Source organism: Pseudoalteromonas sp. PAST1, from assembly GCF_021532515.1.
In the GTDB taxonomy this organism is placed as follows: Bacteria; Pseudomonadota; Gammaproteobacteria; order Enterobacterales; family Alteromonadaceae; genus Pseudoalteromonas; species Pseudoalteromonas simplex.
Genome location: NZ_JAKGBH010000003.1, coordinates 155,413 through 170,715, shown reverse-complemented (window position 1 = coordinate 170,715; position 15,303 = coordinate 155,413). Strand labels below are relative to the sequence as shown.

The window sequence follows — 15,303 nt, the reverse complement described above, 5'->3', positions numbered from 1 at the left end:
ATTTGCTTGGTGACAATAGCGTTTTGGACCCACCTGACCCCATGCCGAACTCAGTAGTGAAACGAAACAGCGCCGATGATAGTGTAGCAGCTGCTATGTGAAAGTAGGTCATCGCCAGGCTCCAAATTCAGTCGCAAGACTTTAAATTAAGTCGAAAGACTATAAATAAAATAATAAGAAAATTGAAAAGAATTTTCTTGGTGACAATAGCGTTTTGGACCCACCTGACCCCATGCCGAACTCAGTAGTGAAACGAAACAGCGCCGATGATAGTGTAGCAGCTTCTATGTGAAAGTAGGTCATCGCCAGGATCCTATTAAAGAAAGCCCGATTCGAAAGAATCGGGCTTTTTTGCGTCTGGGAGCTGTCAGCTTTCAGCCGTTAGACGTCAGCTGAAATACAGAGATATCAGAGGTTAGATGTCAGTTGAACTGTGTGGTTGTTTAGTACCGAGACTCCCTCAGCATTCACTCTGTTCATTCTCCAGGTAGGTTGGGTAGAGCGTAGCGAAACCCAACACGAGTTAGCGAGTTGCTAGTTAGCAAGGATAAAGTTTAAATTTCAAGGTCAAGTCTGGCGTAAGAATGGCTTCAGCAATGAATATTTTTTTTATTATTTCGGCACTGAAGTGCCTCCAACAAGATTTTATTACTTAAAGAGACTCTGCCCCAAATACCCACACCGCGCGGCTGATCGCTGACGGCTGAAAGCTGATAGCTCTGTGTTGGGTTTCGCTGTGCTCTACCCAACCTACGCCAGATCCTCAAACTTTTCCCTTTCTAACTTGCAACTTTACTCTCGCAAACTTGCTTCCCCTACCTTGTTATGCGATAAAGCGTTTTATATTTGTAATACAATTAAGGTTTACTGTGTCTCGTAAGAAAACGACCAAGTCAAAAGGTTCTTCAGGTTTAAATCGTAAAAATAGTGAAGCATTTATTGCTAAGTTCTCATCGCATCCAGATACACATCTATGTCCGTCGGGCTTAATGTATAAAGTGATTGATGAAGTTGAAGGGGAGCGAGTAACAGAGTTTGATACAGTGGTTATTAATCAACGTATTATGCTTGCTGATGGCAATGTGATTGCCGACAGTTATAAAGCGGGTATGCCTGAGGTGTTCGCTTTATCTGAAGCTATAGAAGGGTTAAGAGAAGGTTTGCTATTAATGAATATTGGCTCTCGTTATGAATTTGTGATCCCTCCAGAGCTTGCTTGGGGTAAAAAAGGTAACGGTGGCAAAATTGGCGCAAATGCAGTGCTGCATTTTGATGTTCGTTTAATGCGTTTAGCTTAACTCTCTGAGCATAACAGCCTTAGCATAAGTCGACAGAGTATTTAAAACGCGTTAACGTTCACTAATGGTTTACTGAGGAACATTATGGACGCATTTACTTCACGAGTTTACTTTCTTCGCCATGGCGAAATAGCTACGCCTGGAATTCTTTCTGGGCAAATCGATGTCGATTTATCAGAGCTTGGTCATAAGCAAATGCGCCAAGCCTCTGCTGAGCTCATAAATTTAAATGCCATATATAGCTCACCACTAAAGCGTTGCTCAGTCCACGCTGATTATTTAGCAAATCAGCACTCACTACATATACAGTATTATAACGCGCTGAAAGAGTTTAATTTTGGTGATTGGGATGGCCAAGATTACCAACAGCTTTGGCAGCAAACAAGTAAGCCTCATATTGGTGATTTTTGGCAGCACCCATGGCAAGTAAAAGTACCCAATGGTGAATCTATGGCAGACTTTTACGCCCGGGTAGAGGCATGGTGGCAAACATTTTTACAATCACTATGTGAATCTAAGCATGAACAGTCATTGGTAATTAGTCATGCTGGAGTGATCAAACAAATTCTCGCTATTGTTTGTCAGATGCCAAAACAATCAGCCACGCATTTAAATGTTTTTCATCTTCCTTATGCGGGGCTTATTACACTCGATGTATATATAGATGAACAAGGACAGGCTTGGCCTAAAATTGTTTTTTAGCCATCTAGAGCGATATTCATTGAATTATTTACTTAGCCCGCCATAATACTCATATGCTATGGAATGGAGTGAAATTCTCCAGCTGTTCCCGCAACTGTAATCCATCTAAATAATGGTCAGCCAGATACTTAGCACTAACAATTAATCATCGAGCGGGTCAACTCACGTCATTTTCTGGTACTTACCAGTGCTTTCTTGTGCGTTGCGATTGCTCGTCAAGAGAGAATAAGCTTGCAACAAAATAGCCATAGCGCTGCACCATTAATATCAGTGTCTGATTTAAGTTGGGGTACTGCGAATAAAACCATACTTGAATCAATTAACCTTGAGTTAAAAGCAGGGCAGTTTATCGGTCTACTTGGCCCTAATGGGGCTGGTAAATCAAGCTTGCTGCGTTGTCTTTATCGTTACTTGAAACCTCAGCAAGGGGTTGTTTTGCTGAGCGGTCAAGATATCTGGCAAATCAGTGCTGATGAATTTGCAAAGCAGGTTGCTGTGGTTTTACAAGAGTCTCCATCGCAGTTTAATTTGTCTTTGTTCGATGTAGTGAGTTTAGGCTTAACACCTCATAAGCGACTTTTCAGCACCACGTCTGCCAATGATAAACAGCGAATATATCAAGCGATAGAGCAGGTTGGTTTATCTCATCATAGTGAACAAGCATTTGATTCGCTCTCAGGTGGCGAAAAGCAAAGAGCGCTTATTGCACGCTCTATCGTACAACAACCTAAGTTGCTCATCATGGATGAGCCTACCAGTCACCTTGATGTTAAATACCAAATTCAAATAATGGAATTAGCAAAGTCCCTCGATGTGACTGTTCTTGCTTCTTTCCATGATTTAAATCTCGCAGCGAGTTTATGTGATGAATTATTGGTGATTGATGAAGGGCGTTTGGTTTGTCAGGGGCAACCAAAAGCGGTACTTACTGAGCAGCTGTTGAGTGATGTATTTGGTGTCTGCGCAGCGGTATCTGCTCACCCGCAATCAAGTACTGATAAGTTTATTCCGCACATCACTTATTTTTATGGCTATCAGACACAGGAGCATCAACATGACTGATGCAATGCGTTTAAGTATCTGTGTTGTCGTAGGGCTTATTAGTTGTTTTTTAGCATTGAGCTTTGGTGCTGCAAATACGCCACTGAGTGATGTTTTTAATGGTTTGTTTAGCCAAGGTAGCGATGAATTTGTGCAGCGTATTATTTGGCAGTTACGTATGCCCAGAACAATGCTGGCATTTTTAGCAGGCTCAGGGCTGGCTCTTGCAGGATTAATTTTGCAGACCGTAACCCGAAACCCGCTTGCTGACCCTTACTTGTTTGGTATTTCTTCTGGGGCTTCATTTGGTGTGGTGTGCTTTATAGCCCTAACCGGTGTGAGTTTTGGCTTTAGTATGTCAGTTGCAGCATTTGCCGGAAGCTTACTTTCTATGCTGTTGCTTATTGCTATTGCAGGGCGTCGCCATGTTGGCCAAGTTGAAGCCATGTTACTCGCTGGTGTTGCTTTATCTTTCTTATTTAGTGCTCTGACTAGTCTGCTGCTTTATTTTAGCGATCCACAAGCCATCACCGCTATCTTGTTTTGGACGATGGGCAGTTTTTCTCGTGCTCAGTGGGACACTCTTTGGCTGCCGTTTGCCGTTATTATTGCCTGTATGACTTTGATGATTGCATTTCGTCGTCAGCTAAATGCGATGCTGCTTGGTGATGAAAGTGCAGCGACTTTGGGGATTCATGTACAACGCTTTCGGATCATGATGCTACTGCTAAGTTCATTAATAACAGCGGTGCTTGTTGCTATGTGTGGTGGCGTTGGTTTTGTCGGCCTGATGATCCCACATATTGTGCGCTACTTTTCGCCGCAAGGCAGCAGCCATAACTTAGTTATGACATCCTTGGTCGGTGGCATTTTTATGGTGTGGGTCGATGTGTTATGCCGAACCCTATTGAATAACCAAGAACTACCTGTTGGTGTGATCACAGCCGCTATCGGTAGTGTGTTCTTTTTATTCTTACTTTATTTTCGTAAACAGAGCAGGTAGCTAATGTTTAATATCATGCCTATTGATCAGCAATTTTCAGCTGTAATTCAACAAAAAATAGACCTTAAAACAAAGCCGCTAGGCGCTTTAGGTCAGCTTGAAAGTTGTGCCAAACAATTAACGCTTATTTTTTCAAAGCAGCTTGATAGTGAGCAGGCGCTAGTTGCCTTTAAACCGGTTATTTCAAACCCTTCTCTAGTTGTATTTGCAGGCGATCATGGTGTGGCAAGCCAAGGCGTGTCAATTGCTCCTAGCAGCGTTACATCACAAATGGTGGCAAACTTTGCAGCAGGAGGCGCAGCGATTAATGTATTTTGTCGCCAGCTTGGCTGGCAGCTGGAAGTTGTGGATGCAGGAACTCTCAATACTTCACACGATAAAAGAGTGCATAACCAGCGTTTAGGTGAAATCACTGCACCACTGAATACTGAAATGGCCATGTCACTTAGCCAGGTCGAAAAAGGGTTTGCATTAGCCAAACAGCGAGTTCATTCACTCTATGAGCAAGGTTGTAATACCATCGCCTTTGGTGAGATGGGTATTGGCAATACCACAAGTGCTGCGGCATTAATGGCTGCCATTTTGTCTTTACCTGCCAGCCAATGTGTTGGTAAAGGCACAGGTGTGAGCGACGAGGTTATAGCTAAAAAAATTAAAGTTGTTGAGCAAGCACTTCAATTACACCAAGCTCATTTTGATGACCCACTAATGACACTCGCTGCATTAGGTGGTTTTGAAATTGTTCAGATCACCGGTGCCATTTTAGCTGCTGCGGAACTTGGTATGGCGGTGATCGTGGATGGCTTTATTTGTACTGCAGCGGCGCTTGTTGCAACTCGCATTAATGCAAACGCTCGCGATTATATGTTATTTGCTCATGCTTCTGATGAGCAAGGGCACAAAGCAATGCTCAATGCCTTGCACGCAACACCTTTATTGCAGCTTGATTTAAGATTAGGAGAGGGCACTGGGGCTGCGCTTGCCTTACCTTTACTGCAAGCATCTTTGGCGTTTTACAATGACATGGCAAGTTTTGCCGATGCCAATGTTGAGCAAGTTGTCTGATATGAGCGCTGAACAACACACTTCTGACTCTACCCCAAGTCAGCTTCAACTATTTTTACTGGCACTTAGTTTTTTAACGCGTATACCCGTTAAGTTAAACTTTGCAGTATCGAGTCAGGCACTCAATCAGGCCAGCCGCTATTTTGCATTGGTCGGTGTGATATTAGGTGTACTTTTAGCGCTGAGCTTTTTGCTGCTAAGTTGGTTATTCCCTGCAGCCATTGCAGTTGCCTTAGTTATGGCGTTTAGCTTGATAATTACAGGGGCATTTCATGAAGATGGCCTTGCAGATGTCTGGGATGGCTTTGGTGGTGGTTGGCACGTTGCAGATAAGCTGAGCATTATGAAAGATAGTCGCTTAGGTACCTATGGTGCTGCGGCGCTTGTGATGGCCTTATTAATTAAGTACCAAACACTCGTCGCACTTAGTGAAGTAACCAGTACTGTGATTATTGCACTTGTTTTAGGGCAAAGCTTAAGTCGGGTTGTAGCAACAAGTTTAATTGCAGACATGGACTATGTAAGTCAGGACGCCACATCTAAAGTAAAACCCATTGCGATGCATTTAAGCACGCAGAGTTATCAAATACTGCTAGCAACTGGCGGTGCGGTGTTAGCAATTGCATGGTTGTTTTTTGGCTTCACTCTAGGGCAATTATTAATACTCATCAGTGTGCTTTGTGTTACTCGCTTACTATTAAAGCGCTGGTTTGAAAAACAGTTATCTGGCTACACCGGCGATTGCTTAGGGGCAGCCCAGCAAGTATCTGAGCTTGTTACTTACCTTTGCTTGGTGAGTTTATTATGAGCCAACAACATACTTTAATTTTAGGCGGTGCTCGCAGCGGTAAAAGCCGTTTTGCTGAGCAGCTGGCAACAGATTCAAACAAGCCGCTTATCTATATTGCCACAGCCAATGCGGGTGATGAAGAAATGACAGCCCGAATTAATAGGCATCAAGCAGAGCGCGCTAAGCATTGGCAGCTTGTCGAAGAGCCTTTGTATTTGGCTAAAGCACTACAACAATATAGCCATGCTGAAAACTGTATTTTAGTGGACTGTTTAACCCTATGGTTGAGTAATTGCTTATGCCAGCAGGGTGAAGCATTTTGGCTTGAGCAAAAAGCGGCCTTACTCGATGTGCTATCGCAATTGCCGGGTGAGGTGATTTTTGTCAGCAATGAAGTGGGTCATGGTATTGTGCCGCTCGGTGAATTAAGCCGTCAGTTTGTTGATCATTCAGGTTGGTTACATCAAGCCTTAGCACAGCAAGTTGCACGTGTTGAGTTTGTGATTGCAGGTCTTGCACAAACCTTAAAAAGAGAACAATGATGAAAACATTAATGGTGCAAGGCACGACCTCAGATGCAGGTAAAAGTACTCTTGTAGCAGCACTTTGCCGGATCTTTGCTAATCGAGGCATTAAGGTTGCGCCTTTTAAGCCACAAAATATGGCGTTAAATAGCGCCGTAACCGAAGATGGTGGCGAAATAGGTCGCGCACAAGCTTTGCAAGCAGTAGCGGCAAAAGTCCCCGCAGAAGTCGATTTTAACCCTATCTTATTAAAACCTAACAGCGATACCGGGGCGCAGGTAATCGTTCATGGTAAAGCGCTGTCGAATATGGAAGCGGGCAGTTATCACGACTACAAAAAAGTGGCGATGGATGCAGTTCTTACTTCGCAGCAGCGTTTAAGTGAACGTTTTGAATTACTGGTTGTTGAAGGTGCAGGGAGCCCAGCAGAAATTAACCTGCGTGAAAACGACATTGCTAATATGGGTTACGCTGAGGCGGTTGATTGCCCGGTGATCATCATTGCCGATATCGATAAAGGCGGCGTGTTTGCTCATTTAGTCGGAACGTTAGCCTTGTTGTCTGAGTCGGAGCAAGCGCGCGTTAAAGGCTTTGTGATTAACCGTTTTCGTGGTGATATTGCGTTATTGCAAGGAGGCCTTGATTGGTTAGAGCAATACACCAATAAGCCAGTGCTTGGGGTGTTACCTTATTTACATGACTTAGCACTCGATGCAGAAGATGCCGTTGCTATAACTAATCAGGTAGATAAACCGCAATTACGCATAGCCGTGTTGCTACTTCCTCATATTAGTAATCACACAGACTTCGATGCACTGCGATTACAACCAGAAATTGATTTACAGTATGTACGTCATACCCAGGCTATTCCAAGTGTTGATCTGATTATTATTCCGGGCAGTAAAAATGTACTGAGCGATTTAGCGTTTTTAAAAAATGAAGGTTGGCATAAACAAATAACACGTCATTTACGCTATGGCGGTAAAGTGCTGGGAGTATGTGGTGGGCTGCAGATGCTAGGCAACTACCTTGCTGATCCACATGCAGTGGAGTCTAATTTAGGCAGCGCTGAAGGACTCGGACTTGCTGACTTTGAAACGCAATTAGGGCAACAAAAAGTACTAAGCCAAGTCTCTGGCATTCTTCATTTAAACAATCGCGATAAAGCAATTTCAGGTTATGAAATTCACGCCGGGATTAGTCAAGGGCCGGCACTTGATAAGCCATTTTTGAGTTTTAATGAACACCCAAGTGGATTCAAAGTAGATGGTTTTATTAGTGATGATAACCAAGTAGCAGGTACTTACTTACATGGCTTGTTCGATACCCCTGAAGGCGTATCTGAGCTAATAACTTGGCTTGCACCAAATAGCCAAATTAAGCCGATTGATATTAACTTAAACCGTGAACAGCAGTTAAACCGTTTAGCTAGTGTAGTAGCAGAGAATCTCGATATTGAACAAATCATCAATATTTATGAGAACTTCAATTTAGAGACATAAGGAACAACAATGAGCGAACAGAATCAAGATAAGCACCAACAACGCCAGCAAAAAGTAAAACAAAAAGTCGACGAACGGATTGCTGCTGCACAAAAAGAGCAGGGTATTTTTCAGGTTATAACTGGCAACGGTAAAGGGAAATCGACTTCTGGGTTTGGTACTGTTGCACGTGCGGTAGGTCACGGAATGAAAGCAGCTGTATGTCAGTTTATTAAAGGCACATGGGAGTGTGGTGAGCGTAACCTACTCGAAAAAGCGGGGGTTGAATTTGTTATTATGAACACCGGTTTTACTTGGGAAACACAAAACAAAGAGTCAGATACCGTTGCTGCGCAAGTGACATGGCAAGAAGCAAAAAGAATGCTGAAGGATGAGTCAATTAACCTCGTTATGCTAGATGAAATAACCTATATGATCACCTACGGCTATATTGATTTAGACGACGTGCTGGAGGCAGTTAGCTCTCGCCCTGCTATGCAATCGGTGATTATTACAGGTCGTGGTGCGCACCGAAAACTAACCGACTTAGCTGATACAGTCAGTGAAGTCAGAAACGTAAAACACGCTTTTGATGCAGGAATAAAAGCACAAAAAGGGTTCGATTATTAACATGAGAACCATCAAGTTTGCACTCGTAAGTGTTTTATTTTATTTACCAACATTGGCTCAGGCTAATGAAATAAAAGAGCCTCAACGTATTGTTGCCTTAGCCCCACATATCGTTGAAAACCTGTTTGCGATTGGTGCTGGAGAGCGCATTGTGGGTACTGTTGACTATGCAGACTTTCCTCAGCAAGCGAATGATATCGAACGGGTAGGTGGCTATTACGGGATTAACATGGAAAAACTGTTGTCGTTAAAACCAGACCTAGTTCTGGCTTGGAAAACGGGTAACAAAGCCGAAGATCTCGCTTACATTGAAAAGTTAGGTATTCCGGTAGCGTACAGCAATCCAAATCAGGTTGATAATGTGGCAGATGAACTACGTAAACTAGGCACGCTTACGCATTTGCAAACCAAGGCAAATAAAGTAGCCAAACAGTTTGAAACTAAACTCAATGCTATTCGCAGAGCGCAAGAAGGCAAACCGAAAGTGTCGGTGTTTTATCAATTATGGCCTGAGCCAATGATGACAGTTGGCGGAAATACTTGGATCAATCAGCTATTAACTATTTGTCATGCGGATAATGTGTTTGCTAATAGTGATACAGACTACCCGCGCATTAGTATTGAAAATGTATTGGTTGCCAATCCAGAGGTCGTGATTATTCCAGATGAAAAATCAAAAAAGCCTCAGCCTAAAATTGATTGGCGACAATGGCCTGAATTGCCAGCAGTGCAACATAACCAGTTTATTAGTGTAAACGCAGACTTATTGCACCGTTTTACAATCCGTATGCTTGATGGTTTGACCGACATGTGTGGTAAAATAGACGTTTCTCGTCAGCAAATACAGGCTTCAAAATGAACGATTGGCAAACATTTCTAGATACTGAGCTTGCTAAGCCCTACATGCAAGAAACCTTACAATATGTGGCCGATAGACGCGCAGCAGGCGTTACCGTTTATCCCAAAGACGAACAGGTATTCTCAGCTTTTGATGCTACCCCTTTGAATGAAGTTAAGGTGGTTATTTTAGGGCAAGATCCTTACCACGGAGAAGGGCAAGCCCATGGCTTGTGCTTTTCGGTATTACCAGAAGTTAAAAAGCTGCCCCCGTCTTTGAAAAATATGTACAAAGAGTTGGCTACTGATATAGAAGGTTTTGAGATACCTCATCATGGCTATTTGCAAAGCTGGGCCGAACAAGGCGTGTTCTTACTCAACACAGTATTAACGGTTGAGCAAGGGCAAGCTCATTCTCATAAGCATCTTGGCTGGGAAAAGTTTACTGATGCAGTAATTGCGCTTATCAATCAGCACTGTGACGGTGTGGTGTTTGTGTTATGGGGCGCACATGCTCAGAAAAAAGGTAAACACATTGATACCTCGCGTCATCATGTGATCCAAGGCCCGCATCCATCACCGCTTTCTGCACATCGTGGCTTTTTTGGTTGTCAGCATTTTTCAAAGACAAACCAGCTGCTTACTGATCAAAATAAAGCACCAGTAAATTGGTCTTTGCCGCAAATGCAAAAGGCCCTTGCGGGCCTTTAATTAAAAGTCTAATTCATCAAGCTCAACGCTGTCTGTGAAATAGTCTAACTCCTGTAGTTCTTTGCGAAGTCTATGCTTGTCTTTCAACGCTTCGATTTCGCGCCATTTTCTCTTTTTATTTTTTGTAGAGGTCTTTTTTGTTGTACTAGGACCTTCTAATATTTCTAAAATATCGTCTAGGCTATCCATGAACTTCTCCTATTGATTTTTTGAACCTCGGAAATACCTATACCACAGGCTGCTCAAAAATAGAATAAAAAAGTGACAATACTGTTACAGAACTGTGATTGATAGATGAATAGATCAAAGAAGGTGGTTTTTTAGAAACAAAAACGCCACCTAGCGGTGGCGTTTTAAAAAATACTGTAATCTAAATTACATTGCTTTAAAGCGTGCTTCTAATTCAAGCTGTGCTTGAGCAAAAGAACGAATACCCTCAGCAAGTTTTTCTGTTGCCATAGCATCTTGGTTATGTAACCAGCGGAACTGGCCTTCAGTTAGTGGTGCTGGTTTTTCTTCAACAGTAAAGTCGCTCTCTAGTAGGTACTCTTGTGCATCCGTTAATTGGCCTAACTCTTCTAAAAGAGCAGGGCTAATCGTTAACTTATCACAGCCAGTAAGTGCGATGATCTCGCCTGTGTTACGGAAGCTTGCGCCCATAACAACCGTTTTGTAATCGTGGCGTTTGTAAAATTCGTAAATGCTACGTACAGATTGCACACCTGGATCGTTTAGCGGATCTGTTGGTTTTTCCATGCCGTTAGCAACGTGCCAGTCTAAGATACGGCCAACGAATGGTGAAATTAAAAATACGTTCGCATCGGCACATGCGCGAGCTTGTGCTTCAGAGAATAACAGCGTTAAGTTACACTTAGTGCCTTCTTTTTCAAGCTGTTCTGCAGCTTTGATGCCTTCCCAAGTTGATGCAACTTTGATTAGGATTTTATCTTTGCTAACGCCTTCTTTTTCGTAAAGGCTCAGTAACGTATGTGCTTTGTCGATAGTCGCTTGGGTATCAAATGATAAACGTGCGTCTACCTCTGTAGAGATATAGCCCGGTACGATTTCGCTAATTTCTTTACCAATTAATACAGCAAAGTAATCACATGCTAACTCAAGTTGTTTAGCTGCATCTTGCTCGGTTTCTTTGGCATATTGCCACGCTTTATCTAAATAAGGCTTATACGCTTCAATTTCACTGGCTTTTAAAAGTAGAGATGGGTTTGTTGTTGCATCTTCTGGTTGGTGCTTTTTGATAGCTTCAATATCACCTGTATCTGCAACAATAGATGAATGCTGTTTAAGCCTTTGTAGTGCTGAAGTCATTTGCTTTCCTCATTCCAAGCAAGTTAAAAGAAAATCCATTATAGCGGCCTTTATGCTGCAACACTATGACAGTGTTTAATAGGTCAAATGTCCTTAATACAGAAAACTAGAACATTATGTATGAAAAGAACAGCGGATAAAGGCAGGACGAAACAAAACGTGCATTTTGATTCAATTAATGTTGAAATTGACATCAAACAAATTACAAGTCAATAGCTAAGTATGATCACTGTTATTTCACCTGCAAAAAATTTAGATTACGAAACACCAGCCACGACCGATAAATTCACTCAACCTGAATTACTCGAGCACAGCGAAGAGTTAATGTCAGTTTGCCGTGATTTAACACCAGCGCAAATTGGTAGCCTAATGAAAATCAGCGATAAACTAGCTGGTTTGAATGCGGCGCGTTTCGCCGAGTGGTCACAGCCATTTACGCAAGACAATGCAAAACAAGCCGTGCTAGCCTTTAATGGTGATGTATACGGTGGCTTAGATGCGCAAACTCTAAGCGATGCTGATTTTGATTACGCACAGTCGCACTTACGTATTTTGTCTGGTCTTTATGGTGTGCTTAAACCATTAGATTTAATGCAAGCTTACCGCCTTGAAATGGGTACTAAGTTAGAAAACCCACGCGGTAAAAACTTATATGAGTTTTGGGGCAGTGTTATCGCCGAAAAGCTAAATACAGTGCTTGTTGAGCAAGATAGCAAATACTTGGTAAACCTTGCTTCGAATGAGTATTTTAAAGCGGTTGATAAAAAAGCATTAAATGCACAAATCATCACTCCACATTTTAAAGACTGTAAAAACGGCCAATATAAAGTGATCAGCTTTTATGCGAAAAAAGCCCGCGGCATGATGGCACGTTACATCATTGAAAATAAAATCACCCAATTAAGTGATTTAAAAGATTTCACCGTTGCAGGTTATTACTTTAGCAGCGATGCTACGGCAAAAGAATTAGAGCCTGTTTTCTTACGGGAAGAGCAGAACTAAACTTTTAGTAAAATGAATTAAAACAGCCGTGCTAAGCACGGCTTTTTTGTGCTTGTATGAAACTGGCGCTTATTTTGCAAAACAGCAGTTATGTTTCTTAATGTATCAGGTAGTCGCATGTTAAAAATACCAACCGTCGGTGAAGCCGAAAAGCTTATAGAAGAAAAGCTCGGTGGCTGGGTTGATATCATCATAAGCCATATCCCTAACTTTATTGTTGCAGTAATCATTACTATCGTGTTTTCACTGCTGGCACGTATCGTTGGTTCAATGCTTAGAAAGCTATTACGCCGTTCGTTAGAGTCTTCACAAATAGCAGACTTAATGTCATCGATAGTAAAAGTCATCGTATTATGTGTAGGCTTATTTGTAGCCCTTGATTTCTTGGGCCTCAGAGGCACGGTCACCTCATTACTAGCTGGTGCGGGTATCGTAGGCCTCGCTATTGGTTTTGCCTTTCAGGACATGACAGAGAACCTTATAGCGGGTATTGCCATGGGTATTCGCAAACCATTCAAAACGGGTGATGTGATTCGCACCGAAAGCGTGTTTGGTACCGTTAAGGCGATTAACCTTAGAAACACCCTCATTGAGAACTTTTATGGGCAACTTATCTTAGTGCCTAACAAGATTCTATTTAGAAATATACTCAGTAACTACAGCACCTTAGGTGTGCGTCGTATCGAGGTACCAGTAGGTATTTCGTATGCCGATGACCCCGAGCAAGCCGCTGAGGTGATTGTTAAAAAAATCAATGAGTTTGATTTTGTGATTAAACAAGAAGAAACCGCCGTTTATGCCGAAAGCTTTGGCGATAGCAGCGTTAACTTACTAGTTTGGTTTTGGATTAAATACCCCGGCGAAGCAGATTTCATGACCGTTCGTCACAAGGCTGTTGTGGCAGTTAGAAACGCCCTAAGCGAAGCTGATATGACCATCCCATTCCCAATCCGCACGTTAGATTTTGGCATCAAAGGCGGCGAGAAATTAAATGCCATGATAAGCGAAAAACAGCAAGATAAAGACGCTGAGGCACCGCAAACCGATAAGTAAAATTTACTGACTCATCGGCGTGATTTACACAGGGAAGTGTGTTTGAGGTGGAGTTCATTCGCAAAGAAAGTGATTAGTAATTAAAGTAAAGTTATTTGTTATTTCTCATATAATACTCAAACTCCTCTCTACTTATATTAGCTATTGAAAAGTTTGGTATAACTTGCTTTGTTGCAGGTATAGCTCTCGTTTCCGGAGGGAAATGCCAAATATTAAAGTCATTGTTCGGCATTGTATCGTATGCAAGAGAATCCCAACCTAGAATACTTGCCATTTTACTTATAGCTATTTTCTTAGCTAGCTGCATTTGTGCCGAAGGATTAAAAAACAATTGATAACTACTGTTAACTGCGCCAGTTAATATGTCTACTGTTTGTAAGCCCCAGTGATATTTAGAATCTTCCATTGCAACATGATGTACTTTTGAAGATGTTGGCAGCTTCGCTAACATATGATTTGTTACTATCTGCATTACTTCATTTTGTTTTGAATAAGAGCTAGATTTTTGATCTGCAAAAACAGTTATTTTTGCATTTTTCGAACGGCTACTCTCACGGATGAGGAAATCATAAGTCGTGTAAAAAGCTGTCTCCTCATTGCTATGCCACTTTCTATATGGTTGCTTATATACTGCTATAGCATGAAATGAAACAGGACTGGTTAATATGAATCTCAGTATATCTATACATAAATTTATCTGACCAGCACTTTTCCTAACTTTTTCCCATTTTATTTCACCTTGTAGACCACTTTTATCGTAAATGTCAGAAATTTTTTGATTGAATTCAGCGAAGTAGTGCTTGGGAATGGCAATTATACCTATCGTGTAGCAGGGACATCCTTTTGAGGTTCCACTTTCATCGGCAAATGCAAATATTTCATCCATGACTCAAATTCCTTTTGACTCTCAATAATTTGGTTGTTTATAAATTGTACAAATGAATAATAAAAACATTTTTAACAAATTAACTAAGGAATTACTACCGGAAAGTTATCTTCGTAGCTGATGTTCGCGCGAAATGAATTTTACGCCTACGGTGAGCCGTATCTGACTTAGCGCTTAAAATTTACGGCTTAAAGCTTTTAATTAATGCGGTGGTTTTTGCTCCGCTTCAAGTTTTAGTCCACGATTATTCCCCTAAGCGAGGGGATTATAATTAAAGTAGACACCTGTTGCGCAGCACGCTACACTTTAGCAATGATCAAGACATTCAAACATAAAGGCTTGAAAAAGTTCTTCGAGACTGGAAGCAAAGCAGGGATTCAAGCCAAACACGAGCGCCGTTTGAGAATGCAACTAGCCGCTATAGATACCGCTTCGATTATTGAAGATATCGATTTACCTGGGTTTAAGTTGCATCCATTAAAAGGCAATCGTGATGGTGTTTGGTCAATAACTGTAAATGGTAATTGGCGAGTAACATTTGAATTTAAAGATGGTAACGCCTACATATTAAACTACGAGGATTATCACTAATGACTATGCATAATCCACCGCATCCGGGTGAATTTATTTCCGATGTATATATGGAGCCTTTCGGTTACAGCTGTAGATTTGTCGCGAAACAGTTGGATGTCTCACCTTCAACTCTTAACAGAGTCCTTAAGGGGCAGAGCTCTATTACTCCTGAAATGGCATTAAGATTATCTAAGGCTTTGGGTAGAAGCCCTGAAAGTTGGCTATCGATGCAGGATAATTACAATCTTTGGCAAGCTAAACAAAACGTTAACCTAACCAAGGTACACCCTATTAGTTTTGCTGTAGCGTAATGAGAATAATCACAAGCTTGCTGCTACTTTGGCTGTTCACCTGAAATTTCTTGTGTGTTATTTATAAGAA

At 41.8% G+C, this 15,303-nt stretch carries 18 protein-coding genes, 2 rRNA genes and 1 riboswitch; of the genes, 17 read left to right on the top strand and 3 right to left on the bottom strand.

Annotation, left to right across the window (positions count from 1 at the left end):
* Positions 1–5: 5 nt before the first annotated feature.
* From rrf (L1272_RS02555) to ung, 13 genes are all read left to right on the top strand, one after another.
* A 5S ribosomal RNA gene (gene rrf, locus L1272_RS02555) occupies positions 6–120 on the top strand.
* A 76-nt stretch (positions 121–196) separates the two neighbouring features.
* Positions 197–311 (top strand): 5S ribosomal RNA (gene rrf / locus L1272_RS02550).
* Positions 312–869: 558 nt separating this feature from the next.
* Positions 870–1,298, top strand: a complete 429-nt coding sequence (locus tag L1272_RS02545) for an FKBP-type peptidyl-prolyl cis-trans isomerase (protein ID WP_062566688.1) — start codon at positions 870–872, stop codon at positions 1,296–1,298.
* Positions 1,299–1,382: 84 nt separating this feature from the next.
* On the top strand, positions 1,383–2,000 hold the full coding sequence (locus tag L1272_RS02540; protein WP_235372653.1) for a histidine phosphatase family protein: 618 nt from the start codon (positions 1,383–1,385) through the stop codon (positions 1,998–2,000).
* Positions 2,001–2,060: 60 nt separating this feature from the next.
* Positions 2,061–2,128, top strand: a riboswitch (cobalamin riboswitch).
* A gap of 103 nt (positions 2,129–2,231) precedes the next feature.
* Positions 2,232–3,062, top strand: a complete 831-nt coding sequence (locus tag L1272_RS02535) for an ABC transporter ATP-binding protein (RefSeq protein WP_235372652.1) — start codon at positions 2,232–2,234, stop codon at positions 3,060–3,062.
* Positions 3,055–4,044 carry a FecCD family ABC transporter permease gene (locus L1272_RS02530; RefSeq protein ID WP_152967167.1) on the top strand — a complete coding sequence of 330 codons (990 nt, stop codon included), beginning with the start codon at positions 3,055–3,057 and terminating at the stop codon, positions 4,042–4,044. The genes L1272_RS02535 and L1272_RS02530 overlap by 8 nt, the downstream gene beginning before the upstream one ends.
* A gap of 3 nt (positions 4,045–4,047) precedes the next feature.
* On the top strand, positions 4,048–5,109 hold the full coding sequence (gene cobT, locus L1272_RS02525; protein ID WP_054554240.1) for a nicotinate-nucleotide--dimethylbenzimidazole phosphoribosyltransferase: 1,062 nt from the start codon (positions 4,048–4,050) through the stop codon (positions 5,107–5,109).
* Positions 5,063–5,917 carry an adenosylcobinamide-GDP ribazoletransferase gene (locus L1272_RS02520; RefSeq protein WP_235372651.1) on the top strand — a complete coding sequence of 285 codons (855 nt, stop codon included), beginning with the start codon at positions 5,063–5,065 and terminating at the stop codon, positions 5,915–5,917. The genes cobT and L1272_RS02520 overlap by 47 nt, the downstream gene beginning before the upstream one ends.
* Positions 5,914–6,441 (top strand): bifunctional adenosylcobinamide kinase/adenosylcobinamide-phosphate guanylyltransferase, encoded by a 528-nt coding sequence (cobU, locus tag L1272_RS02515; protein ID WP_054554242.1) that lies wholly within the window; start codon positions 5,914–5,916, stop codon positions 6,439–6,441. Before L1272_RS02520 ends, cobU begins: the two co-directional genes overlap by 4 nt.
* Positions 6,441–7,925 (top strand): cobyric acid synthase, encoded by a 1,485-nt coding sequence (locus L1272_RS02510; RefSeq protein ID WP_235372657.1) that lies wholly within the window; start codon positions 6,441–6,443, stop codon positions 7,923–7,925. Before cobU ends, L1272_RS02510 begins: the two co-directional genes overlap by 1 nt.
* A 9-nt stretch (positions 7,926–7,934) precedes the next feature.
* On the top strand, positions 7,935–8,534 hold the full coding sequence (gene cobO / locus L1272_RS02505) for a cob(I)yrinic acid a,c-diamide adenosyltransferase (protein ID WP_054554244.1): 600 nt from the start codon (positions 7,935–7,937) through the stop codon (positions 8,532–8,534).
* Position 8,535: 1 nt separating this feature from the next.
* Positions 8,536–9,393, top strand: a complete 858-nt coding sequence (locus L1272_RS02500) for a cobalamin-binding protein (protein WP_054554245.1) — start codon at positions 8,536–8,538, stop codon at positions 9,391–9,393.
* Positions 9,390–10,082: a uracil-DNA glycosylase gene (gene ung / locus L1272_RS02495; protein WP_054554246.1), complete on the top strand. Its 693-nt coding sequence runs from the start codon at positions 9,390–9,392 to the stop codon at positions 10,080–10,082. The genes L1272_RS02500 and ung overlap by 4 nt, the downstream gene beginning before the upstream one ends.
* On the opposite strand, the gene L1272_RS02490 is transcribed toward ung, so the two are convergent.
* The gene (locus tag L1272_RS02490) at positions 10,083–10,271 is read right to left on the bottom strand and encodes a DUF3545 family protein (RefSeq protein WP_054554247.1); all 189 of its coding nucleotides are present in this window, start codon (positions 10,269–10,271) and stop codon (positions 10,083–10,085) included.
* 186 nt (positions 10,272–10,457) lie between these two features.
* Positions 10,458–11,408: a transaldolase gene (tal, locus tag L1272_RS02485; protein WP_054554248.1), complete on the bottom strand. Its 951-nt coding sequence runs from the start codon at positions 11,406–11,408 to the stop codon at positions 10,458–10,460.
* 222 nt (positions 11,409–11,630) lie between these two features.
* Between tal and yaaA the strand changes: the two genes are divergently transcribed.
* Together yaaA and L1272_RS02475 are read left to right on the top strand one after the other, a co-directional pair.
* Entirely contained in the window at positions 11,631–12,410 is a 780-nt protein-coding gene (gene yaaA, locus L1272_RS02480; protein WP_054554249.1) for a peroxide stress protein YaaA, read from the top strand.
* 117 nt (positions 12,411–12,527) lie between these two features.
* Positions 12,528–13,463 (top strand): mechanosensitive ion channel family protein, encoded by a 936-nt coding sequence (locus tag L1272_RS02475; RefSeq protein ID WP_054554250.1) that lies wholly within the window; start codon positions 12,528–12,530, stop codon positions 13,461–13,463.
* A gap of 91 nt (positions 13,464–13,554) precedes the next feature.
* Here L1272_RS02475 and L1272_RS02470 read toward each other — a convergent pair whose 3' ends face one another.
* A complete protein-coding gene (locus L1272_RS02470) occupies positions 13,555–14,349 on the bottom strand; it encodes a DUF3800 domain-containing protein (protein WP_054554251.1) in 795 nt (264 codons plus the stop codon).
* A 312-nt stretch (positions 14,350–14,661) separates the two neighbouring features.
* On the opposite strand from L1272_RS02470, the gene L1272_RS02465 reads away from it, so the two are divergent.
* Positions 14,662–14,940, top strand: coding sequence for a type II toxin-antitoxin system RelE/ParE family toxin (locus L1272_RS02465; protein ID WP_054554252.1), 279 nt, complete (start codon positions 14,662–14,664; stop codon positions 14,938–14,940).
* Positions 14,940–15,233: a HigA family addiction module antitoxin gene (locus tag L1272_RS02460; RefSeq protein ID WP_054554253.1), complete on the top strand. Its 294-nt coding sequence runs from the start codon at positions 14,940–14,942 to the stop codon at positions 15,231–15,233. Before L1272_RS02465 ends, L1272_RS02460 begins: the two co-directional genes overlap by 1 nt.
* The last annotated feature ends 70 nt before the right edge of the window (positions 15,234–15,303 follow it).